The sequence below is a fragment of the Aeromonas sp. 25-248 genome (assembly GCF_053005425.1).
Genome location: NZ_JBRKTB010000015.1, coordinates 1 through 23,455, shown reverse-complemented (window position 1 = coordinate 23,455; position 23,455 = coordinate 1). Strand labels below are relative to the sequence as shown.

Sequence of the window (23,455 nt, the reverse complement as noted above, 5' to 3'; positions counted from 1 at the left end):
CCCGGTGTCCTGGGCCATTTTACCCCGGTTTTGCAAAATCCTCTCGTTAACATCTGTTAATAAAAGGAAAAGCAAAAGGTGGTTAAATGAAAATCCATTGAGAATGATACTGAAATGACCGGTAAAATAACAGTACAAACAGTGATATATTTGGCTCCAGCGGGTCTCATGTCCGCCAGTTTTTACCTTGCGCCAGATCACGAAAATTACATTTTCAAAGTACCTTACAGAGCTGTTTTTTCATGAAAGAGAGACTCACTTCACGCAAAATCGTCCACCTGTCCATGGTGCTGGTCATTTTGCTCTCCCTGATGGCCTATCGAACCTGGTTTTCAGGCACTGGAAGCGATCATGAAGAGGACACCAATGTTCAGATTTGTGATCTGTCCCACAGCCCCTGCCGCCTCATCGTCGGGGATCGCCCGCTGACGGTCAGCATCGATGGCTTGCCGATCCTCCCTGAACATGACTTTGTCCTGCGCCTTCAAGGGGGTGTGCCGGCCATCACGCCGGTCAAGGCCTGGCTCGAGGGCAAGGAGATGTTCATGGGGCTCATCCCCGTGCTGTTTGAACCCAGCCAAGCGGGGTGGCGAGGGGTGGCCCAGGTGGGAAGTTGTACGACCGAGGCGATGGACTGGCTCCTGACCATCGAGTGGAGCAATGGCCAGCGCCATCAACTGACGTTGGGCGCGGCACGTTGAACGGCCTCTCATCGGGCCCCAAGAGGGGGGATAAATGAAAATTGATTTGAAATTTTCAGGCAGGACGGTACCTTGCATTGATTATCAAGGAGTGAAGTTCATTTAATCATGATTGAAAAACAAGCATTTTATCGCACGCTCAACCAGCAGGCCCAGGCATTGCTGGAGGGCGAACCCGACATGATCGCCACCCTTGCAAACCTGTCTGCCCTGCTCAATCAGGAACTGGCTGACATCAACTGGGTTGGTTTCTACCTGCTGCAGGGCGAGACCCTGGTGCTCGGCCCGTTCCAGGGCAAGCCGGCCTGTGTGCGCATCCCGGTCGGGCGCGGCGTCTGTGGCACTACGGTTGCCGAGGGCAAGACCCAGCTGGTGGACGACGTGCACCAGTTCGCGGGGCACATTGCGTGCGACGGTGCCAGCAACTCGGAAATCGTGATCCCGCTGCGCCGTGGCGGGGAGATCATCGGGGTGCTGGACATCGACAGTCCAATCTTTAACCGCTTTGACGAGCAGGACCGGATTGGCCTCGAAGAAACGGTGCAAATTTTGGAAAGCATGCTCTAAGTCATTGCTAGATGGTTCGCAAAAGGTCCCAAGCTCTCTATAATGGGGCCTTTGTTGTGTTCGGGCATGCCCGTGCGTCTATATGAAAGCCAAGGTTATACATGGAAAACACTGAAAAGCTGAAGAACAGTAAAGAGATCGTCGCCTACCTGGTCGAGAAATTCCCGGCCTGCTTCATCGCTGAAGGAGAGGCCAAGCCACTCAAGATTGGCATCTTCCAGGATCTGGCCGCGCGTCTTGCTGATGACGAGAGAGTCTCCAAGACCATGCTGCGCTCTGCTCTGCGTCAATACACCTCCAGCTGGCGTTACCTGCATGGCCTCAAGGCTGGCCAGGCCCGTGTCGATCTGGACGGCAACCCGGGCGAGCTGCTCACCGAAGAGCACATCGAGCATGCCAAACAGGCGCTCAAGGAGAGCAAGGAACGTGTCTTTGCCAGCCGCCGCACCAACACCAAGGAGAAGGAAGACAAGCCCAAGCAGCCGCGTCGCAACGCGCCGCGCAAGGCTGACGCTCCCCGCTCCGACAAGCCCAAGTCCGCCCCTGCTCCCAAGGCTGCACCGGTCGCCGATGCGCCGCTGGTGAAAGTGGATGCCGCTACCCTGAAAGTCGAGCAGGGCGTGCGCGTCGTGCTGGGCAAGTCCCCCGTGCCTGCGACCATCAAGGAAGTGACCAAGGATGACGTACAGGTTCAATTGCAGACCGGCATGATGTTGCGGGTCAAGTTCGAGCATCTGGTTCTCTAAGGAGACGAATGTTGAAGCATGGCGTGATTCGTTTTTCACTCGTTGCCTGTAGCCTGGCGCTTGCCGGGCTCGCACAGGCCATCGAGCCGGTGCTCAAGGAAAGTGATTTGCCTGTGTTGGCTCAAGAGAGCCAACATGCTACGGCCAGCAAGCGAATTGCCAATCTGTTTACCCGCTCCCACTACAAACAGTTCAAGCTGGACGACGCCTTTTCCTCCGTGATCTTTGACAAGTATCTGGAGAATCTGGACTACAGCCGCAACCTGTTTCTGGCCTCTGACATCAGCCGTTTTGAGAAATATCGTACCGGTTTTGACACCGACCTCGAGCGAGGGCGACTGGCTCCGGCCTACGAGATGTTCAACCTGAGTCAGCAGCGGCGGTACGAGCGGTTCGAATACGCCCTCAAACTGCTCGACACTCCCTTCGATTTTACCCAGAAAGACAATTACGTCTTCGATCGGGAAGGGGCTCCCTGGCCCAAGGATGAAGCCGAGCTCAACGAGCTGTGGCGTCAGCGGGTCAAGTTCGATGCCCTGAGCCTCAAGCTCAGCGGCAAGGAGTGGCCCGAGATCAAGGAACTGCTTGGCAAGCGTTACAACAACGCCATCAAGCGGATGTCCCAGACCGAGAGCGAGGACGTGTTCCAGCTCTTCATGAACTCCTTCGCCCGCGCCATCGAGCCGCACACCAGCTATCTGTCTCCGCGCAGCGCCGATCGGTTCAACACCGAGATGAACCTCTCGCTGGAGGGGATTGGGGCCGTGCTGCAGGCGGAAGATGACTTCACCGTCATCCGCTCCCTGGTGCCAGGCGGCCCGGCGGCCAAGTCCAATCACCTGAAACCCGATGACAAGATCACCGGGGTGGGGCAGGACGACGGCAAGATTGTGGATGTCATTGGCTGGCGTCTTGACGACGTGGTCGAGCTCATCAAGGGGCCCAAGGGCAGCAAGGTGAAGCTGGAGATCCAGCGCGGCAAGGGCGCGACCGCCAAGACCGAGCTGGTGGAGCTGGTGCGTGACAAGGTGCGTCTGGAAGACAGAGCCGCCAAGTCCAAGGTGATCACCGCCGAGGGCAAGAAGATCGGCGTGCTCGAGATCCCGAGCTTCTACGTCAACCTGCACGACGACGTGATCAAGGAGATCTCCAGCCTCAACAAGCAGAAGATCGACGGCCTCATCGTCGATCTGCGCGGCAACGGCGGCGGTGCCCTGACGGAAGCCTCCGCCCTGAGCGGTCTCTTCTTCGCCAGCGGTCCCGTGGTGCAGATCCGTGATCACATGGGTCGCATCACCGTCAACGGCGACGACGACGGCAATGTCTACTACGGTGGCCCCATGTCGGTGATGATCGACCGCTACAGCGCTTCGGCGTCCGAGATCTTCGCCGCCGCCATGCAGGATTACGGTCGTGCGCTGATCCTCGGCGAAAACTCGTTCGGCAAGGGGACGGTGCAGCAGCATCGCAGCCTCGCAAAGGTCTATGACTTCTACGAGCAGCCGCTGGGTCACGTGCAGTACACCATCGCCAAGTTCTACCGTATCGATGGCGGCAGTACCCAGAACAAAGGGGTTGCACCCGATATCGCCTTCCCGACCGCAGTGGCGCCGGGTGAGACGGGGGAGAGCCGCGAGTTCAACGCCTTGCCCTGGGACAAGATCGCCTCGGCCAGCTACGAGCGACTGGGGGACTTCTCCAGCCTGTTGCCCAAGCTGAAAGCGGCCCACGAGGCGCGGATCACCAAGGATCCGGAATTTGCCTATGTGCTGCAGGACATCAAGGAGTATCAGGCGGACAAGGACAAGAAGTCGGTCTCCCTGAACGAAGCCGAGCGGCTGGCTGAACAGGCCAAACAGGACGAGAAGGCGCTGGCGCGAGCCAACGAGCGGCTGACCCGTCTTGGCAAACCGACGGTGAAGAGCCTGGATGAACTGCCGACCGATTTCGAGGCACCTGACGAATACCAGGTGGAAGCGGCCAACATCACGGCGGATCTGGCCACCCTCAGCAAGAAGAGCTGATGCTGGCAACGAAATGACAAGGGCGACTCGGGTCGCCCTTTCTTTTGCCTGAATGCAAACTATTTGACCCTGTCCGAGCCTTGTGACAGCCTCTGACACGTCAATAACAAAGCGTGGAAGCACACAATAATGACTGAACAACCTCAGGCCATGACGGCCAAATATCGCCAGGATTACCAGGCTCCCCTCTATTGGTGTGACAGCCTGGATCTCGATTTTCAGCTGCAAGAGCCCCTGACCCGGGTCACCGCCATCTCCCGTTTGCGTCGCAGCGGCGATCACAACGAACCCCTGGTGCTGGACGGCGAGGGGCTTGACCTTGTCAGCGTCAGCGTGGATGGCGTGCCCTATCAGCAATACGAGCAGGGAGAGAGCAGCCTGACTCTGTTCAACCTGCCGGCCGAGTGCGTGCTGACCGTGGTCACCGACATCGATCCCGCCGCCAACACGGCGCTGGAGGGGCTCTACAAATCCGGCGATGCCTATTGCACCCAGTGCGAGGCCGAGGGCTTTCGTCGTATCACCTATTACATGGACAGGCCGGACATCCTGGCCCGTTACAGTACCCGCATCACCGCCGACAAGGCCAAGTACCCCTATCTGCTCTCCAATGGCAACAAGGTCGCGAGCGGCGATCTGGACGACGGTCGCCACTTCGTGCAGTGGCAGGATCCCTTCCCCAAACCGAGCTACCTGTTCGCCCTGGTGGCCGGTGACTTCGACGTGGAGCGCAACCACTTCATTACCAAAAGCGGCCGCCAGGTGGCGCTCGAGATCTTCGTGGACAAGGGCAACCTGGACCGCGCCGGTTTCGCCATGGAGAGCCTCATCCACTCCATGCGCTGGGACGAGCAGCGTTTCGGCCTCGAGTATGACCTCGACATCTACATGATCGTGGCGGTGGACTTCTTCAACATGGGAGCCATGGAGAACAAGGGGCTCAACATCTTCAACTCCAAGTTCGTGCTGGCCAACCCGACCACTGCCACCGATGCGGACTACCACGGCATCGAGCGGGTGATTGGCCACGAATACTTCCACAACTGGACCGGCAACCGCGTCACCTGCCGCGACTGGTTCCAGTTAAGCCTCAAAGAGGGGCTGACGGTGTTCCGGGATCAGGAGTTCTCCTCCGATCTGGGGTCGCGCGGCGTCAACCGCATCAACAACGTGCGCACCGTGCGCGGTCCGCAGTTTGCCGAAGATGCCGGCCCCATGGCCCACCCCATCCGTCCGGATGTGGTGATCGAGATGAACAACTTCTACACCCTGACCGTCTACGAGAAGGGCTCTGAAGTGATCCGAATGATGCACACCCTGCTGGGGGAGGACGCCTTCCAGGCGGGCATGCGCCTCTACTTCGAGCGTCACGACGGCTCTGCCGCCACCTGCGACGACTTCGTGCAGGCGATGGAGGATGCCTCCGGGGTGGATCTCGCTCGCTTCCGCCGCTGGTACAACCAGTCCGGCACCCCCGAGCTCACCGTGGCCGACGAGTACGATGCCGAAAGTGGTGTCTATCGTCTGCACGTGAGCCAGCACACCCCGCCGACCCAGGATCAGCCACAAAAGCTGCCGCTGCATATCCCCCTCGACATCGAGCTCTACGATGCACAGGGTGCCGTCATCCCGCTGCAATACCAGGGCAGGGCCATCGGCAATGTGCTGGACGTGCTGGAAGCACAGCAGACGTTCGAATTCGACCAGGTGCCGGTCAGACCGGTACCCTCCCTGCTGCGGGACTTCTCCGCTCCGGTCAAGCTGCACTATGACTACAGCGACGAGGCCCTGGCCTTCCTGATGCGCCATGCCCGCAACGAGTTTGCCCGCTGGGATGCGGCGCAGATGCTGATCAACAAGGCGGTGATCGACGGGGTGGCGCGGGTGCAGCACGGGCAGGGGGTTGAACTCTCCCACACCCTGCTGGCGGCCTTTGTCGCCATTCTGGACGAGGCTGCGCTGGATCCCGCCCTCAAGGCAGAGATCCTGGCCCTGCCGGGAGAGGCGACCCTGGCCGAGCTGTTCGAGGTGGCCGACATCGACGCCATCCACCAGGTGCGCAACGGGATCCAGGCCGTACTGGCCCACGCCTTCGGCGACCGCCTGCTGGCGTGCTACGAGAGCCTGCGCCTGCCGGCTTATCAGGTGGTCCATGCCGACATGGCCAAGCGGGCCCTCAAGGGCGTGGTGCTGGGTTATCTGGCGGCGCTGGATGCCGCGAAGGCCGATACCCTGGTGCGCGAGCAGTACGGGGCCGCCGACAACATGACCGACACCCTGGCTGCACTCCAGGTGGCCAACAGCCATCTGCTGCCGTGCCGCGCTGCGCTCTTGGCCGACTTCGAAGGCAAGTGGGCCCATGATGGCCTGGTACTGGACAACTGGCTGCGGCTGGTGGGGGCCAAGCCGGCCAAGGATGTGCTCGATGACGTGAAGCAGGCGATGGCGCACCCGACCTTCAGCATCCGCAACCCGAACCGGCTGCGGGCGCTCATCGGCAGCTTCGCCATGAGCAACCAGGTGCAGTTCCACGCCGCCGATGGCAGCGGCTATCGCTTCCTGACCGATATCTTGATCGAGCTCAACGAGGTCAATCCCCAGGTGGCGTCCCGCCTCATCACCCCGCTTATCCAGTTCAAGCGGCTCGATGAGGGGCGCAAGGCGCTGGTTCGCGCCGAGCTGACCCGCCTGGCCAACCTGGACGGGCTGGCGCGGGATCTGTTCGAGAAGGTGAGCAAGGCGCTGGCACAGTAAGCGTCACGACGGCGGGCAGGGGAGTCTGGCTCTCCTGCCCGTTTTTCATGGATGACCAGGAGGTGACATGAGGCAATACACTTTTCGGCTCTCCCTTGGCCGCGACGAGATCATGCTGATGTACCAGGGACAGGTGAGCCGCCTGGTGGTACGTACCGAGCAGGGTCTGATCCTGGAGCTGGGGTTGGAGAAAATCCGGCGTTTTGTGTCGGAGAGCGGCGTTCACGGCTACTTTCGACTGAAAACCCAGGACGATCATCGCTTCATTTCCCTGGAACGCATAAATTAACAAAACTTGAACATCAATCCGGGTAAATATCTGCTTTAAGTCACTATCTATCCGGTAAATGGCGCGGCATCCAGTGCGATTTTCTGAATTTTGCCAACTTGGCAAAATTTATCACAACCCAAGCCGTGATCTGCCCCTTGTTTTTAACATCCCGTTATCACCTTTGCTCGCCTTCCTTGATCCAAGCCATTACACTTCGCTGCAACTCTGTACCGGTGGGCATCCTGGGTGGATGTCGCCGTGTCTGTGATGTCGTCCGATAAGGAAACTAGCAATGGCATTGAAAGACGCCCCTACCTCCGTTCTGCTCGAAAACGTTCTCAGTCTGATCCACCAGAAATTGCCGAAAAACAGTGCCTCCCTGGTCGAATGTTTCGTTGCCAAGTTCTACGGCAACATGGCCAGCACTGATCTGCATGACCGCAATGACAGCGATCTCTATGGCGCCGCCCTCAGTCTGTGGAATGCCCTCAACCACCGCACCGGCATCGAGCCCTATATCCGGGTCTACAACCCCGAGCTGACCCGCCACGGATGGCAGTCTCCCCATACCATCGTCGAGATCATCCTGCAGGATTCCCCCTTCCTGGTGGACTCCATCCGCATGGCCCTCAAGCGTCTCAACATCACCGCCCACATGATGCTGCACCAGCCGCTGCACCTGATCCGCGGCGAAGGCGGCAAGATTGGCGCCATCCTGGATCTGGACAACACCGCAGAGCAGACCTCGGTGGAAACCGCCTTCCTCATCGAAATCGATCACCTGACCGGTGAAGAGGAGATGGACGCCCTGACTGCCGAGCTCAACTCGGTCGCGCGGGAAGTGGCCCTGGCGGTGGGAGACTGGCAGCCCATGCTGACGCGCCTGAACGAGATCATCGAGGAGCTGCCCAAACGCAAGAACCCGGTCAGCCAGGCTGAGGTGGACTCCTGCGTCGCCTTCCTCAAATGGGTGGCCGCCCACAACTTCACCCTGATGGGTTATCGTCGCTACGACGTCAAGGCGGTGGAGGGGGATCACGAGATCCTGCCGCAGCCCGAGTCCAGCCTGGGGCTGATGAAGAACTCCATCAAGGACGAAGGCCAGCGCCTCGGCACCATGCCCGCCAGCGCCCGTCACGCGGCCCTCAGTTCCGACTTGCTGATCCTCACCAAGTCCAACAGCAAGTCCCGGGTGCATCGTCCGGCCTATGTGGATTACATCGGCATCAAGCGCTTCGACGAGCACGGCAAGGTGGTGGGAGAGGATCGCTTCATCGGCCTGTATGCCTCCTCCATCTACAACACCAGTGCGACCCAGATCCCCCTCATCAGCCACCGCCTCGAGCGCATCATGGCCGCCTCCGGCTTTGAATCGGGCTCTCATGCCTACAAGGCGCTGCTGAACGTGCTGGAAACCTACCCGCGCGACGAGCTGATCCAGGCCCGTGAAGAGGAGCTGCTGGCCACCGGTCTCGGGGTGCTGGAGATGCAGGAGCGGGACATGCTGCGCCTGTTCGTGCGCCGCGACGTCTACGGCCGCTTCTTCTCCTGCATGGTCTATGTCACCAAGGAGCGCTACAACACGGCGCTGCGAGTCAAGACCCAGCAGATTTTGCAGAAATATTTTGGCAGCAGCATCGATGTGGAGTTCAACGTCTACTTCACCGAGGGCGTGCTGGCACGGACCCACTACATAGTGCGGGTCAACAACAACAACGTGGATGTGGATGTGAACGAAGTACAGAACAACCTGATTGAAGCGGCCCGCAGCTGGGATGACCGCCTGGATTCCGTGCTGCTTTCCCACTATGGCGAGGCCCGCGGCAACGAGCTGCGCCGCCGTTTCAGCACCGCCTTCCCCCGTGCCTACAAGGAAGATGTGCTGCCGGGCTCTGCCGTCGCGGACATCATGGCCCTGGATGGATTGAGCGAGGCCGAGCCGCTTGGCATGCTGTTCTACCGCGCCCAGGAGGAGGAGAACGATCGCCGGGTACGCCTCAAGCTGTTCCACCGAAGCGAACCCATCCACCTCTCCGACGTCCTGCCCATGCTGGAAAACATGGGGCTGCGCGTCATCGGCGAGACCCCGTATCAGGTACGGACCCCCACCGGCGAGGTGTTCTGGATCCTCGATTTCTCCATGCTGCTGCGGGGCGAGCAACCGTTCGATCTGGAGCAGAGCCAGCAGCGCTTCCAGCAGGCCTTCGCTGCCATCTGGAACAAGACCCTGGAAGATGACGGCTTCAACCGTCTGGTGCTGGGGGCCGGCCTCACCGGTCGTCAGGTATCCGTGCTGCGGGCCTATGCCAAATACATGCGCCAGACCGGCGTCTCCTTCAGCCAGTCCTACATCGAGGAGACCCTGACCCGTTATCCGGATATCGCAGAGCTGCTGTTCACTCTGTTCGAACAGCGCCTGGATCCGGCCATCAAGCAGGATGCCAAGGTGCCATCGCAAGATGCCAAGGCATCCGCCAAGCTGCACGAGCAGCTCGCCGCCAAACTGGATCAGGTCGCCAACCTGGATGACGATCGCATCATTCGCCGCTATGTAGAGATGATCGACGCCACCCTGCGCACCAACTACTACCAGCTGGACAAAGCGGGCAACATCAAGCCCTACATCTCCTTCAAGCTGGCCCCCTCCAGCATCACCGACATGCCGCTGCCGCTGCCGAAGTTCGAGATCTTTGTCTACTCGCCGCGAGTGGAAGGGGTACACCTGCGCTGGGGCAAGGTGGCCCGTGGCGGCCTGCGCTGGTCCGATCGCAAGGAGGACTTCCGCACCGAAGTGCTGGGTCTGGTGAAAGCCCAGCAGGTGAAGAACACCGTCATCGTGCCGGTTGGCGCCAAGGGCGGCTTCTATTGCAAGCAGATGCCGGCGGGGGCGCCCCGTGCCGTCATTCAGGAGGAGGGCAAGGCCTGCTACCGTCTGTTCATCCGCGGCCTGCTCGACGTGACTGACAACATCATCGGCGGCGAGGTGATCCCGCCAAAATCCGTGGTGCGTCACGACGAGGATGACTACTACCTGGTCGTGGCCGCCGACAAGGGCACTGCCACCTTCTCCGACATCGCCAACGAGATAAGCCTCGAATACGGCCACTGGCTCGGCGATGCGTTTGCCTCCGGCGGCTCGGTGGGCTATGACCACAAGAAGATGGGTATCACCGCCCGCGGCGCCTGGGAATCGGTCAAGCGCCACTTCCGTGAGATTGGCATCAACTGCCAGACCACCGACTTCACCTGCGTGGGGATAGGTGACATGGCCGGCGACGTGTTCGGCAACGGCATGCTGCTCTCCGAGCACATCCAGCTGGTGGGCGCCTTCAACCACATGCACATCTTCGTCGACCCGACCCCGGATGCGGCCAGGAGCTTCGTCGAGCGCAAGCGCCTGTTCGAGCTGCCGGGCTCGAGCTGGGATGACTACAACCGTGAGCTCATCTCCAAGGGGGGCGGCATCTTCCTGCGCTCTGCCAAGTCCATCAAGCTGAGTCCGGAAATGCAGACCCTGCTCGGCACCGACAAGAGCGGCATGGCCCCGAACGAGCTGATCAAGGCGCTGCTCTGCCTGAACGTCGACCTGCTCTGGAACGGCGGCATCGGTACCTATGTGAAGAGTGCCCGCGAGAGCGACGCCGACGTCGGGGATCGCAGCAACGACGTGCTGCGCGTCAATGGGCGTGACCTGCGTGCCCGCATCGTGGGCGAGGGTGGCAACCTTGGCTTCACCCAGCTTGGCCGGGTGGAGTACGCGAGTCAGGGTGGTCGCATCAACACCGACTTCACCGACAACGTGGGCGGGGTGGATTGCTCCGACAACGAGGTCAACATCAAGATCCTGCTCAACCAATTGGTGGCCGCCGGGGATCTGACCCTCAAGCAGCGCAACCAGATGCTCTACGAGATGACGGATGCGGTGGCCCAGGTGGTCATCACCAACGCCTACCGCCAGTCCCAGTCCATCTCGGTGACCGCCTTCCGTGGTGCCGAGCAGTTGAAAGAGCAGCAGCGCTTCATCCAGGGGCTGGAGCGGGAAGGCAAGCTGGACCGGGCGCTCGAGTTCCTCCCCTCCGACGAGGAGCTCTCCGAGCGGATGGCGGCAGGGCAGGGGCTGACCCGACCCGAGCTCGCCGTGCTGGTGGCCTACGGCAAGATGGTGCTCAAAGAGCAGCTCAATTGCCCGGAAGTGACCGAGGAGCCCTTCCTCGCCAACATGCTGGTCACCAGCTTCCCGACCCAGTTGCAGCAGCAATTTGGCGCGGCCCTGGCCCAGCACCCGTTGCGAGGCGAGATCATCGCGACCCGGGTGGCCAACATGCTGGTCAACGACATGGGGCTCAACTTCGCCAGCCGGATGAAGGACGAGACCGGTGCCTCGGTGGCGGAAGTGGCCTGCTGCTTCGCCATGGCCCGGGAAGTGTTCGGTCTCGGCGCCCTGTGGCGTGACATCGAAGGGTGTGACAACGGGGTGGATGCCCAGATCCAGCTCGAGCTGATGTTCTACAGCCGCCGCATCGTGCGCCGCGCCACCCGCTGGTTCCTGCGCGCCCGCAACCGCAGCTGGAGCATCGGCGAGAACATCGCCTTCTTCCGCCCGGCCTTCGAGACCCTGAGTCAGCACCTTTATGAGGTAATGGACGAGAGCGAAGTGGCCGAACACAGCCAGGCTGTCGCCGCCCTGATGGAGAAACAGGTGCCGGAGGCCATCGCCCGTCGCGTGGCCCACATGAGCAGCCTCTTCTCCTGCCTGGATCTGGCGCAGATTGCCGCGGAGCACAAGACCGACATCCTGCGGGTTGCCAACGTCTACTATCGCCTGGGTGCCAAGCTGGATCTGCACTGGTTCCTCGAGCAGATCAACCATCAGCCGGTGGGCAACCACTGGCAGGCGATGGCGCGGGCTTCCTTCCGCGAAGATCTGGACTGGCAGCAACGCAGCCTCACCTCCGTGGTACTGGAAGGGTGCAAAGAGCAGGGGGAATGCGCTACCATACTGGCCGACTGGATTTCGGAGCATGAGCAACTCTTGTCCCGTTGGACCCACATGTTGGCCGACTTCAAGACCACGAGCACGCACGAGTTCGCCAAGTTCTCGGTGGCCTTGCGAGAGTTGAACCTGCTCCAGTTGAATTGCCGAACCTCGGCATAACCCCAAAAGCCCCGGCCAGTTGCCGGGGCTTTTTTTAAGGAGCAAGCATGCTGTACCCACTCGCCAGGCATTTCCTGTTCAAACTCAATCCGGAGCAGGCTCACGATCTCTCCATCAAATATTTGCCCCGCCTTCTCGGTACCCCGCTTGATTGTTTCTTCCGCCACTCTCTGCCCAAACGCCCCGTCACCGTCATGGGGCTTAATTTTGCCAATCCGGTGGGGTTGGCCGCCGGTCTGGATAAAGACGGGGAGTGCATCGATGCCTTCGGCGCCATGGGGTTCGGTTTCATCGAGGTCGGTACCGTGACCCCCAGACCCCAGAGCGGCAATGACAAGCCTCGTCTCTTCCGGGTGATCCCGGCCGAGGGGATCATCAATCGAATGGGATTCAACAACAAGGGAGTCGATCACCTGGTGGCCAAGGTGAAAGAGGCCAAATATCAGGGGGTGATCGGCATCAATATCGGCAAGAACAAGGACACCCCCATCGAGCAGGGCAAGGATGATTACCTTCTCTGCATGGACAAGGTGTATGACCATGCCGGTTATATTGCGGTCAATATTTCCTCACCAAACACCCCGGGTCTGCGTCAATTGCAATATGGCGATGCACTGGATGAACTGCTGGCCGCATTGAAACAGCGTCAACAGGAGCTGGCCGAGAAATATAAAAAGTATGTGCCGCTGGCCGTGAAAATTGCCCCGGATCTGTCACTCGATGAAATAGATCAGGTAGCCGCCTCTTTGATCAAGAACCGTATTGACGGTGTCATCGCCACCAATACCACTCTGGAGCGGGAGATGATATATGACATGCCCCATGCCGCAGAGGCCGGCGGGCTTAGCGGCCGCCCGCTCCAGCACAAGAGCACCGAGGTGATCCGCCACCTGGCCAAGGCCCTCGACGGCGCCCTGCCCATTATCGGTGTGGGTGGTATCGACAGTGCCATGGCGGCTCGGGAAAAACTGGCAGCGGGTGCCAGTCTTGTCCAGATTTACAGCGGCTTTATTTATAAAGGGCCGGGTCTGGTCAAAGAGATCGTTACCCATATTTAAAAAATAACCGGTTGCCCTTATTTAACGTTGCTCAAATTCTCGACATGGAATAAAGTCGAGGGACGGCTTAGATAAGGGCACCACCATGTGTATTCAACCCAATGACAATTGGCAGTGGCATTATGACGCTCAGGATGATCGCCTGATGCTGGATTTGTCCGATCGCATGATATTTGCCACCGAATATAAAGGTCGGCAACTTGTTCCCTGTTCTTTCACCACCCAGCCTTTTTGTGTGGATGATGCCGCCCTCTATTACCAGTTGATGGACAAGGCCGCTGAACTCGACTGGAGTACGCCCCACCAGGTCCAGCTGGTCCTCAATGCCATCGCCGTCAGCCGTTTTTATAAACCCCTGATGCCGCAAAGCTGGTTCTTTCATGAACAGCAGGCTCATGTTATTCCAGAGATGGGATCCCTGGTGTGGATGGATACGCCCCACGGTCGGGGGGAATTCATGGTCATCGAAGCCGGCGATCAGGCGAGCGTTTGCCTGAACCTGACCGACGAGCTGGTGCTGACCAACAGCAAGACGCTGCCGCGCTTTGCCGTGATCAAGGTGATGAATAACCGGATGCAAGCCAGAGTCCGGGCACAGACACAATATCGGGAAGTGGGCTGACGATGGGGCCGTTATATGGCGACGAATAAGTCCGTTATAGGCCTGCTATATTGGTCTGATATTTAAGCGCTCAGTCTCTCTCTTGTTCCATTATTTGTATTTTCTCCTTCGTCTGGTCGTCACGACCGTTTTCTGCCTGGCCCGGGCAAGATTTTCGAATTCTTTACGAATGTGATGGTAGACAGCTGCCAGCCAAGAGCGGGATCCTGTCGCCCGCAAGGGGGAGGGGAGCGTTTGCCGCACCTCTTGCCGTTTATATGGCGCCTTTGTCCAAGGTTCGAGTGCCGAGCGCGGGCCGATAAGGTATAATGCGGCACTATTTTTATGGCATCCCCGTGAGCGTGATGAAAGAATTTTTTGCAACCTGCCCCAAGGGGCTGGAAAACCTGCTGGCCGTCGAGCTGACCAATCTGGGTGCGGAGCAGGTCCGTGAGACCGTGGCTGGCGTCCACTTCAAGGGCGAACTGGCCATCGGCTACAAGGCCTGTCTGTGGAGCCGCTTTGCCTCCCGTATCGTGCTGGTGCTCTCCGAGTTCCAGATGAACGACGATCTGGACCTCTACCTCGGGGCTCATACCATTCCCTGGGAGGAGCACTTCTCCGGTACCGCCACCATCGCGGTGGACTTTACCGGTACCAACGCCTCCATTCGCAATACCCAGTACGGCGCCCTGAAGATCAAGGACGCCATCGTCGATCGCTTCACCAAGCGCGGTCACGTGCGCCCGGATGTGGACAAGAAGTCTCCGGACATTCGCATCATGGCGCACCTTGGCAAAGGCAAGGCCAATATCACGCTGGACTTGTCAGGCCCGGCGCTGCACCAGCGCTTCTATCGCCAGGGCACCGGCGAGGCGCCCCTCAAAGAGAACCTGGCGGCGGCCATGATTGCCCGCAGCGGCTGGGCCGGCGAGCCCATGATGGACCCCATGTGCGGCTCCGGTACCCTGCTGATTGAAGCGGCCTTCATCGCTGCCGACATGGCGCCGGCCCTGCGCCGCGAGCGCTTCGGTTTCGATCGCTGGCTGCAACACGATGGTGAACTGTGGCAGAGTCTGATGATGGAAGCCCAGGTGCGTGCCAAGCGCGGCATGCAGCGCTGCGAGGTGAAACTGTTCGGTTGCGATGCGGATACCCGGGTCCTGATGAAGGCCCGTGACAACGCCAAGGCCGCCGGCGTGGCCCATCTCATCACCTTCAAGCAGGCCGATGTCACCAAGCTGGAAAACCCGCTGCCGATGCCGGCTGTGGAAGGGGAGAGCCGTCAGGTCGGCATGCTTATCTCCAACCCGCCCTATGGCGAGCGTCTTGGGGAGTTCCCGGCGTTGCTGGAAGTGCATCAGGCCCTTGGCGATGCCCTGCGCCGCGGCTTCCAGGGGTGGAAGGTCACCATTCTCTCCGCCTCTCCCGAACTCCTGAGCTGCCTGCGCCTGCGTGCCGACAAGCAGTATCGCCTGTTCAACGGCGCCCTCGAGTGCCAGCTGCGCAACTATCAGATCGCCCTCGATGCCGTCGCTTCCCAGAAAGAGGTGGCCCAGGACTTTGCCAACCGTCTGCGCAAGAATCTGAAGACCCTCGAGAAATGGGCGAGCAAGGAGAACCTCGATTGCTACCGCCTCTATGACGCCGACTTGCCGGAGTACAACGCCGCCATCGACCGCTATCAGGACTATCTGGTGGTACAGGAGTACGCTGCGCCCAAGGACATCCCCGCCCAGAAGACCCGCCAGCGTCTGCTGGACATGGTGCAGGCCGCCATCAAGGTGACTGGCATGGACGGCGAGAAGGTGATCCTGAAGGTGCGCGAGCGCCAGGAAGGCAAACAGCAGTACCAGAAGCTCTCCGAAGAGCAGCACCGGATGGAGGTGCAGGAGTACGGTGCACGCCTCTGGGTCAACCTCTACGACTATCTGGACACCGGCCTCTTCCTCGACCACCGCCAGACCCGCCGCATGCTGGGCCAGATGGCAAAGGGCAAGCGCTTCCTGAACCTCTTTGCCTACACCGGCAGTGCCACCGTGCACGCGGGGCTCGGCGGCGCCCGCGAAACCACCACGGTGGACATGTCGCGCACCTACCTCAACTGGGCCCAGGACAACATGCGCCTCAACTCGCTGGTGGGCCGCGAGCACAAGTTCGTGCAGGCGGACTGTCTGAAGTGGTTGTCGGAAGCCGACGAGCAGTACGACCTCATCTTCATCGATCCGCCCACCTTCTCCAACTCCAAGCGGATGGACGAGAGCTTCGACGTGCAGCGGGATCACCTGCTGTTGATGCAGCACCTCAAGCGCCTGCTCGCGGCGGACGGCACCCTGGTCTTCTCCAACAACAAGCGCCACTTCAAGATGGACTTGGCCGGCCTTGACGCCATCGGTCTCAAGGCGCAGAACATCACGAACAAGACCCGGCCCAAGGACTTCGAGCGCAACCAGCATATTCACAACTGCTGGGTCATCACCCACGCCGAGGCACAAGGCTGATGCTGACCCTGTTTCACACCGACGGCTGCCACCTGTGCGAACAGGCGTGGACGCTGGTGGAACAGGCCGGGATGGCCGCGCAGACCCGCCGCTGCGACATCCTGGAGGAGGAGGCTTGGCTCGAGGCTTACCGGGTGCGCATCCCGGTGCTGCAAGACAGTGCCGGCCGGGAGCTGGGCTGGCCCTTCACCCTGGGGGAGCTGCAAGGCTGGCTGGCACAGGGGTGAGCAGGATTTGACGACAAAACGGGGGCAGATTCACGCTGCCGCCCGTTTTTTCATAAGCAACAAGGAACAAACATGGCTCTTTTGACATTGCACGGCGCGTCCCTGTCGTTCAGTGATTTTCCGCTGCTCGACCATGCCGAGCTCACCATAGAGCGGGGCGAGCGCCTCTGTCTGGTGGGTCGCAACGGGGCGGGCAAGTCCACCCTGATGAAGGTGATTGCCAGCGAATTGCCGCTGGACGACGGCCGTCTGGTGTTGCAACAAGATTTGAAAGTGACCCGCCTCGAGCAGGATCCGCCCGCCTCGAGCGAGATCACCGTGTTCGATTACGCCGCAGAAGGGCTGGCCGGGGTAGGGGAGCTGCTCAAGCAGTACCACCATGTCTCCCACGCCCTGGCGCACGACCCTTCCGATGCCAACATTCGCACCATGAGCCAGTTGCAGGAGCAGCTCGACTATCAGAACGGCTGGCAGTACGAAACCCGCATCAATCAGGTGTTGACCCTGCTTGATCTCGACCCTGATGTGACGCTCGACAGTCTGTCTGGCGGCTGGCTGCGCAAGGTGGCTCTGGCCCGCGCCCTGGCGTGTGACCCGGACCTGTTGCTGCTGGACGAGCCGACCAACCACCTGGACATCGATGCCATCAACTGGCTGGAAGAGTTCCTCAAGGACTTTCGCGGCGCCATCGTCTTCATCTCCCACGACCGGGAGTTCATCCACAAGCTGGCGACCCGGATCATCGATCTCGATCGCGGCGTGATCACCTCCTGGCCCGGCAACTATGACGAATATCTGCAAGGCAAGGAGGAGTGGCTGCGGGTCGAGGAGCTGAAAAACGCCGAGTTCGACCGCAAGCTGGCCCAGGAAGAGGTATGGGTGCGCCAGGGGATCAAGGCGCGTCGTACCCGCAACGAGGGACGGGTGCGGGCCCTCAAGGCGATGCGCATGGAGCGCACCCAGCGCCGGGAACTGCAGGGCAAGGCCAAGCTGCAACTGGACGAGGCGGGCCGCTCCGGCAAGCTGGTGTTCGAGACCGAGGGGCTGGGGCTGGACTTTGGTGATCGCACCCTGTTCCAGGGACTGGATCTGCAGGTGCTGCGCGGGGACAAGATTGCTCTGGTGGGCCCCAACGGCTGCGGCAAGTCGACCCTGATCAAGCTGCTGATGGGCCAGCTCGAGGCGAGCCGTGGCTCGGTGCGCCAGGGGACCAACCTGGAAGTGGCCTACTTCGATCAATACCGTGAGCAGCTCGACCCCGAGAAGACGGTGGTGGACAACGTGGGGGAGGGCAAGCAGGAGGTGATGGTTCGCGGCCGCTCCCGCCACATCCTTGGCTACCTGCAGGACTTCCTGTTCGAGCCCAAGCGGGCGCGCACCCCGGTCAAGGCCTTGTCAGGGGGCGAGAAAAACCGTCTACTGTTGGCCAAACTCTTCCTCAAGCCCAGTAACTTGTTGATTCTGGATGAACCAACCAACGACCTGGATGTCGAAACGCTGGAATTGCTGGAAGAGCTGCTCACCGATTACCCGGGCACCCTGCTGCTGGTCAGCCACGATCGCCGTTTCATCGACAATACCGTGACCGGCTGCTGGCTGTTTGAAGGGGATGGACGGATCAGCGATTATGTCGGGGGCTACGCCGACATGATGGCCACACGAGCCTTGCAGGCCGCCCAACAGACGGCCAAGCCGGCCCCGGTCAAGGTGGCAGAGCCTGTCGCGTCGGCAGCGGAGCCTGCGAAAAAAACACGAAAACTCTCTTACAAGTTGCAACTGGAGCTGGATAATCTGCCAGCCCGGCTGGAACAGTTGGAAATGGAACTCGATGCCCTGCAGGCCGAGATTAACCACCCCGGTTTCTTCTCCCTGCCAGCAGAGCAGACCCAGCCCAAACTGGATGCATTGAATGCGGCAGAGGCCGCATTGGAACACGCCTTCTCCCGTTGGGAGGAGTTGGAAGCGTTGAAACATCAAGACTAAGGAAGTAGATGAAAAAGCAATTATCCATGCTGGCCATCCTGGTCGGCGCCAGCCTCAACGCGCAGGCGGCACAAAGCTCCTTTTTCACCATCGTCGATGACGAAGTCAAAGGCTATGCCAGCGGGATCAGCGGCGATGCCAACGGCCTCATCGGGCTCAACACCAAGAACAACATGGCGGAATACTTCTCCACCGTGCGGTTTGCCGACTTCCTGGTCGATCGTTTCCGTTTCGAGCAGGGCTGCATGCTCTCCAACTCGGTCTGCAACTCCTTCTGGAGCGACAACTCGGGCTTTGCCTACCAGTGGCGTCGCGACTTCCTGGACAAGGTGGATCAACGCAGCAACCTGGGCTACGTGACCAGCTCCGAGGTCGATGGCCTGGTGACGGCCCTCGGGGATGTTCCGGAGGATCGGGTCGGTTACAAGATGAATGGCAAGCTGCGCACCGCCTTTGCCGTGGTCAATGACGGCAACCCGGTCGAGCTCAAGGATGCGGCCAGCACCCACGGCCTGAGCGTCCCCACATCCATCAAGAAGCTGGACAACGGTCAGTACCTAGTGACCGGTACCGCGGCCAGCGACAAGTATCGCCACAAGGTGGGCGGTGACTTCTACAAGTGGTGTTTCGAGACGGGCAATGACAGCCAGTACGGTGACTTCCGCTACTGCCCCGGGGTCGATACCCAGGCGAGCTTCTGGCTGCTCAACAGCTCGGGCGGGTTCAACAAGCTGATGCAGGCCGGCACCTATGGCCATCAGCGTGACGAGGTGCTGCAAACCGCCTCTGCACTGGGCGTGGCCAAGTACAACGGCACCCTCTACGGCGTGGGCTACAGCTCCACCGGGGAGGTGGGCACTGGTGATCTGGATGGCCGCAACCTCGCCAGCTACTGGACCCTGGATACGGCTGCCGGCACCGTGGGCACCACCAAGATCATCCCGCTGCCGGATGGCGAGCCTGGCAAGGACGATGCCAAGCTGCAACACAGCTGGGCCGTGGCCGTCAACGACAACGGCTACGTGATCGGCAACCAGCGCTATCGCATCAACAAGGGCCAGAACCGCCCGGTGGAGATGTTCCTGTTCAACCTGAGCAAGCCGGGTACGGCGGCCAGCCTTCCTCTCCAGGACAAGCCGGTCTCGGGGGCAGGCTCGGAAGCGGCCGCCATCAACGAGCACAACATGGTGGTTGGCTGGCGCGACTCCCGCCATCAGACCCAACCGGTGGTCAATGGCACCAACCGCATGCAGGAAGCCTTCCTGCTGAACGCGGCTGCCCCGGCCAACAGCTGGTATCTGAACGATCTCATCTGTGGCAAGGATGACGCCGGCAACAAGCAGTGTGCCCAGAACGGCAAGTACTATCACATCGCTTATGCCAGCGGCATCAGCAGCGACGGCACCATTGCCGCGACGGCGTATCGCTATGACAGCGAGAGCGACCTCAACAAACGCGCCAACGCCACCGTGGTCGCCGTCAAACTGACGCCGGCCGTGGCGGATTATCAGGGCAATGCCCCGGCCAGCTATGTGGTCAGCAATGCGCCGGTCAACAACCAGACCGGTCAGGATGGCGGCGAGGGCGGTGGCGGCAGCCTGTTCTGGTTGACTCTGCTGGCGCTGCCCTTTGCCTGGCTGCGTCGCTATCAGCGATAAATAAGTGTCATCAAAAATTAATGCAGTTCAGTATCTTGTGTCACAACCCCTGAATAGCATGGAATTTTTTGTTTGACCCTGCCTCCCCCCTGGGGTAAAGATGAAGGCGACCGGTGAAAAACTGGTCGCTTTTTTTGTTCCACGAAGAGGGTCGTAGATGATGAAGAGACAGAAACGGGACCGTCTGGAGAGAGCTCGCGCTCGTGGTTATCAGGCTGGCGTAGTCGGCAAACAGAAAGAAGCGTGTCCGTACCAGTGCCTGGATGCCAGGGGCCATTGGCTTGGTGGTTGGCGCGATGCCATGGAAGGGCGAGGCTCAGGCCTCTTCATGAAGTAACCGATACTTCATCACTCATTACAAAAGGAAAGGGGCCATCGTGGCCCCTTTACGTTGTCTCTGCTCACCCAGGAGCAGGATCAGAATGCGGTGGTGTCTTTGAACAGGCCCACTTTCAGATCGGTGGCGCTGTAGATGGGGCGACCATCCACTTCCACGACTCCATCGGCAATGCCCATGACCAGTTTGCGGTTGATGACGCGCTTGAAGGTGATCTTGTAGGTGACCTTCTTGGCCGTCGGCAGGATCTGGCCGGTGAACTTGACTTCACCGACACCCAGCGCACGTCCCTTGCCAGGACCCCCTTTCCAGCCCAGGAAGAAGCCGACCAGTTGCCACATGGCATCCAGGCCCAGGCAGCCGGGCATGACGGGATCGCCGGGGAAGTGGCAGTCGAAGAACCAGAGATCCGGCGTGATATCGAGTTCAGCCAGGATTTCACCCTTGCCGTGCTCGCCGCCATGGTCGTTAATCTTGACGATGCGATCCATCATCAGCATGTTGGGGGCGGGCAGCTGGCTGTTACCTTCACCAAATAATTCGCCACGGCTGCAGGCAAGCAGCTCTTCACGGGTAAAGGACTCTTTGCCTTGTTCGCACAGGGAGAGGCGGGGATCAGTGGTGTCGTTATCTAGGGTCACGCTGTTTATCCTTCATATGGGTCAAAGCCGGGCCAATTTAGCTTACAGATGTTCGCCAAACAACTCCGATCACTTCATTTAACGGCCAAGCAGCCGGTCCAGCAGGCTGCGCAGCAGGCCGCCACTCTTTGTTGCCGTGCCATTGAGTTCGTCCAGTCTCTCCTGGATGCGACCAAACAGGGTATCCGGCATGTCCGGTTCGCCAGCGACGCAGCCGGTGAGCAGCTCGATTGCCTCTTCCACGTGATCCACCGGGTGGATGTGGAACTGGCCGGCCTCTACTGCCGCGATCACTTCATCAGAGAGGTTGAGCTGCTGGGCGTTGGTGCCTGGCAGCAGAATGCCTTGCTTGCCGGTGAGACCGTGGATCTTGCACACCCGGAAGAAGCCCTCAATCTTCTCGTTCACGCCGCCAACGGCCTGCACATTGCCGAACTGGTCGACCGCACCGGTCACGGCGAAGTGCTGATAGATGGGCTGGCGGGCGAGGGCGGAGAGGAGGGCACACAGGCCGGTCAGGGAGGCGCTGTCACCATCGATCTCGTGGTATGACTGCTCGAACACCAGGTTGGCCGAGAGCGGCGAGGGGTTCTCTGCGCCGAACTTGTTGGAGAGGTAGCCGTGGATGATCATCATCGCCTTGGCGTGAATGTGACCGGCGAGCTCCGCCTTGCGCTCGATGTCAGCCACATCGCCATCCCCGAGGTGGACGGTCGCGGTGAGGCGTACCGGCTCCCCGAAGTCATAGGGATGGCCAGCCACCTGGATGACGGAAAGGCCGTTGATCTGGCCAACCTCTTCCCCGTCGGTCTGCAGCAGGATCTGGCCGTCGATGACACCCTGATCCGATTGCTCCACCAGATAGTTGAGGCGGTAATCCTGCTCTTCCAGGGCGAGCAGGATATGTTCGTCAGTGACGCAGGTCGCTTCCAGCTCGCGGGCCAAGCTGTCGGCCATGCGCATGATGGCGCCGAGCTGTACCTCGGAGAGGGATAGCCACTCCTGGTGGTCACACAGGCGGCTGGCATGGCGACAGAGGGCGAGGAGGGCACTTGGGGTGAAATCCAGCAGCGCCCAGCGCGCTCGCAGCCAGGCGAGATATTGCAGGAAGGCGGGGAGATCTTCCTCGATGTTCACTTCGGAGACCAGATCGGCACGCAGGAAGATACGCTCCGCCATATCCCTGTCCAGCATCTGGAATTCCGCCACGTCCAGCCTGTCACCGACCAGGATCAACTTGAACCGGATGGGGGTCGCTTCCGGGGTGAAGAACGGCGTCAGCGTCTTGCCTTCCTGATAGGCATTCCAGTCCAGCTCGCCTTTTTGCATGGCGTTTTTGAGCTTGAACCAGAGATGAGGCTGATCCAGCAGCTCATCAAGCTGAAGTACCAGGTAACCACCGTTGGCTTCCCGCAGCAGACCAGGTTCCAAAAGGTGCTGGTTGGCGTAGACGGAGCCTTGTTCCGTCTGATAGTTGATGGAGCCGAACAAGGTATCCCAGTTCAGGTCGCGGCCGTAGACGACAGGGGCTTGCTGATCCTCATGATGGATCAGCAGGTTGATGAGCACCGGGTGCTGGAACTCGAGGCCCTGGGCGACATGGGCGGCCAGATCGGAGAGGAAATCCACGATCTTGGGGTCGTTGTTCTGTTTGCGGATGATCCGGGTGACCAGCCGCTCGGCGTCGAGATGGTGGCTCATCAGCTTGAGCAGCTCGCCGACCATCTCGCAGAACTCGAAACCCGAGCCCGGTTGCAGGCGCAGCCAGATGGGTTTGAAAGGGTTGTTGAGATTCTCGGTATAACAGAGATCGAACAGGTCGCCATCCTTGCCATTCGAAGAGGCAATCAGGGTCTGGCAGACATTCTCGTAATCTGCACCGGGGAAACCGTTGAGGATCATGACCGGGCAGTCACCATCAAAACTGGCCAGCCGTTTGATACCCGAAATCGCTCTGGGTTGCAGGGCGGCAAACGGAATGGGGTCGAGTTCGCCCAGTGTGGGGAACTGCTCAATCGAGAAAGCGGGTTTTAATTGTTCTGATGTTAATTCAGCCACTTAAGACATCCGGTCGGGGATAGGATCAATTGCCACCATTATACACAGTTCGGTTGAGGGTGACAGAATACCAAGATATTCAATTTAACATAATATACATTATGCGCGGTCGCACAGGCCACTAGACCAGGGGGGCGCTGCGGCGTTCGCTTCCCTCAGACTCGGAAAGCCTC

Annotated in this window: 16 protein-coding genes; 14 read left to right on the top strand and 2 right to left on the bottom strand. The window is 60.0% G+C overall.

Annotated features, from left to right (window positions below; translation table 11 throughout):
• Positions 1–242: 242 nt before the first annotated feature.
• The 14 genes from ACVDHI_RS17515 to rmf all read left to right on the top strand — a co-directional run bounded on the left by ACVDHI_RS17515 (position 243) and on the right by rmf (position 20,583).
• On the top strand, positions 243–701 hold the full coding sequence (locus ACVDHI_RS17515) for a hypothetical protein (RefSeq protein ID WP_202042465.1): 459 nt from the start codon (positions 243–245) through the stop codon (positions 699–701).
• A 108-nt stretch (positions 702–809) separates the two neighbouring features.
• A complete protein-coding gene (locus tag ACVDHI_RS17510) occupies positions 810–1,268 on the top strand; it encodes a GAF domain-containing protein (RefSeq protein ID WP_447212335.1) in 459 nt (152 codons plus the stop codon).
• A gap of 101 nt (positions 1,269–1,369) precedes the next feature.
• Entirely contained in the window at positions 1,370–2,014 is a 645-nt protein-coding gene (gene proQ, locus ACVDHI_RS17505) for an RNA chaperone ProQ (protein ID WP_010674770.1), read from the top strand.
• A gap of 8 nt (positions 2,015–2,022) precedes the next feature.
• Positions 2,023–4,038 (top strand): carboxy terminal-processing peptidase, encoded by a 2,016-nt coding sequence (prc, locus tag ACVDHI_RS17500; protein WP_041211433.1) that lies wholly within the window; start codon positions 2,023–2,025, stop codon positions 4,036–4,038.
• A 129-nt stretch (positions 4,039–4,167) separates the two neighbouring features.
• Entirely contained in the window at positions 4,168–6,792 is a 2,625-nt protein-coding gene (gene pepN / locus ACVDHI_RS17495; protein WP_447212334.1) for an aminopeptidase N, read from the top strand.
• A gap of 67 nt (positions 6,793–6,859) precedes the next feature.
• Positions 6,860–7,081 carry a DUF2835 family protein gene (locus ACVDHI_RS17490; RefSeq protein WP_447212333.1) on the top strand — a complete coding sequence of 74 codons (222 nt, stop codon included), beginning with the start codon at positions 6,860–6,862 and terminating at the stop codon, positions 7,079–7,081.
• A 274-nt stretch (positions 7,082–7,355) separates the two neighbouring features.
• Positions 7,356–12,218, top strand: a complete 4,863-nt coding sequence (locus tag ACVDHI_RS17485) for an NAD-glutamate dehydrogenase (protein ID WP_447212332.1) — start codon at positions 7,356–7,358, stop codon at positions 12,216–12,218.
• Between the two features lie 47 nt (positions 12,219–12,265).
• Positions 12,266–13,276 carry a quinone-dependent dihydroorotate dehydrogenase gene (pyrD, locus tag ACVDHI_RS17480; RefSeq protein ID WP_143237545.1) on the top strand — a complete coding sequence of 337 codons (1,011 nt, stop codon included), beginning with the start codon at positions 12,266–12,268 and terminating at the stop codon, positions 13,274–13,276.
• An 85-nt stretch (positions 13,277–13,361) separates the two neighbouring features.
• Entirely contained in the window at positions 13,362–13,898 is a 537-nt protein-coding gene (locus ACVDHI_RS17475) for a cell division protein ZapC (RefSeq protein ID WP_041211431.1), read from the top strand.
• Positions 13,899–14,206: 308 nt separating this feature from the next.
• Positions 14,207–16,378 carry a bifunctional 23S rRNA (guanine(2069)-N(7))-methyltransferase RlmK/23S rRNA (guanine(2445)-N(2))-methyltransferase RlmL gene (rlmKL, locus tag ACVDHI_RS17470; RefSeq protein ID WP_447212331.1) on the top strand — a complete coding sequence of 724 codons (2,172 nt, stop codon included), beginning with the start codon at positions 14,207–14,209 and terminating at the stop codon, positions 16,376–16,378.
• The gene (locus tag ACVDHI_RS17465) at positions 16,378–16,605 is read left to right on the top strand and encodes a glutaredoxin family protein (RefSeq protein ID WP_010674762.1); all 228 of its coding nucleotides are present in this window, start codon (positions 16,378–16,380) and stop codon (positions 16,603–16,605) included. Before rlmKL ends, ACVDHI_RS17465 begins: the two co-directional genes overlap by 1 nt.
• A gap of 72 nt (positions 16,606–16,677) precedes the next feature.
• Complete coding sequence (uup, locus tag ACVDHI_RS17460; protein WP_029314544.1) at positions 16,678–18,588, top strand: ATP-binding cassette ATPase Uup; 1,911 nt, start codon at positions 16,678–16,680, stop codon at positions 18,586–18,588.
• Between the two features lie 8 nt (positions 18,589–18,596).
• Positions 18,597–20,246 carry a DUF3466 family protein gene (locus ACVDHI_RS17455; RefSeq protein WP_010674760.1) on the top strand — a complete coding sequence of 550 codons (1,650 nt, stop codon included), beginning with the start codon at positions 18,597–18,599 and terminating at the stop codon, positions 20,244–20,246.
• Between the two features lie 157 nt (positions 20,247–20,403).
• The gene (gene rmf / locus ACVDHI_RS17450; protein WP_005315693.1) at positions 20,404–20,583 is read left to right on the top strand and encodes a ribosome modulation factor; all 180 of its coding nucleotides are present in this window, start codon (positions 20,404–20,406) and stop codon (positions 20,581–20,583) included.
• Between the two features lie 80 nt (positions 20,584–20,663).
• Here rmf and fabA read toward each other — a convergent pair whose 3' ends face one another.
• Complete coding sequence (fabA, locus tag ACVDHI_RS17445; protein WP_010674758.1) at positions 20,664–21,224, bottom strand: 3-hydroxyacyl-[acyl-carrier-protein] dehydratase FabA; 561 nt, start codon at positions 21,222–21,224, stop codon at positions 20,664–20,666.
• Between the two features lie 78 nt (positions 21,225–21,302).
• The gene (locus ACVDHI_RS17440) at positions 21,303–23,282 is read right to left on the bottom strand and encodes a Lon protease family protein (protein ID WP_041215150.1); all 1,980 of its coding nucleotides are present in this window, start codon (positions 23,280–23,282) and stop codon (positions 21,303–21,305) included.
• Positions 23,283–23,455: the final 173 nt, after the last annotated feature.

What these genes read in the sequence shown, in the direction of transcription:
- ACVDHI_RS17490 (WP_447212333.1), top strand. Translation starts at nt 6,860, where the DNA reads ATGAGGCAATACACTTTTCGGCTCTCCCTTGGCCGCGACGAGATCATG.
- ACVDHI_RS17510 (WP_447212335.1), top strand. Translation starts at nt 810, where the DNA reads ATGATTGAAAAACAAGCATTTTATCGCACGCTCAACCAGCAGGCCCAG.
- ACVDHI_RS17475 (WP_041211431.1), top strand. Translation starts at nt 13,362, where the DNA reads ATGTGTATTCAACCCAATGACAATTGGCAGTGGCATTATGACGCTCAG.
- pyrD (WP_143237545.1), top strand. Translation starts at nt 12,266, where the DNA reads ATGCTGTACCCACTCGCCAGGCATTTCCTGTTCAAACTCAATCCGGAG.
- ACVDHI_RS17465 (WP_010674762.1), top strand. Translation starts at nt 16,378, where the DNA reads ATGCTGACCCTGTTTCACACCGACGGCTGCCACCTGTGCGAACAGGCG.
- proQ (WP_010674770.1), top strand. Translation starts at nt 1,370, where the DNA reads ATGGAAAACACTGAAAAGCTGAAGAACAGTAAAGAGATCGTCGCCTAC.
- ACVDHI_RS17455 (WP_010674760.1), top strand. Translation starts at nt 18,597, where the DNA reads ATGAAAAAGCAATTATCCATGCTGGCCATCCTGGTCGGCGCCAGCCTC.
- prc (WP_041211433.1), top strand. Translation starts at nt 2,023, where the DNA reads ATGTTGAAGCATGGCGTGATTCGTTTTTCACTCGTTGCCTGTAGCCTG.
- rlmKL (WP_447212331.1), top strand. Translation starts at nt 14,207, where the DNA reads ATGCGGCACTATTTTTATGGCATCCCCGTGAGCGTGATGAAAGAATTT.
- rmf (WP_005315693.1), top strand. Translation starts at nt 20,404, where the DNA reads ATGATGAAGAGACAGAAACGGGACCGTCTGGAGAGAGCTCGCGCTCGT.
- ACVDHI_RS17515 (WP_202042465.1), top strand. Translation starts at nt 243, where the DNA reads ATGAAAGAGAGACTCACTTCACGCAAAATCGTCCACCTGTCCATGGTG.
- ACVDHI_RS17485 (WP_447212332.1), top strand. Translation starts at nt 7,356, where the DNA reads ATGGCATTGAAAGACGCCCCTACCTCCGTTCTGCTCGAAAACGTTCTC.
- pepN (WP_447212334.1), top strand. Translation starts at nt 4,168, where the DNA reads ATGACTGAACAACCTCAGGCCATGACGGCCAAATATCGCCAGGATTAC.
- uup (WP_029314544.1), top strand. Translation starts at nt 16,678, where the DNA reads ATGGCTCTTTTGACATTGCACGGCGCGTCCCTGTCGTTCAGTGATTTT.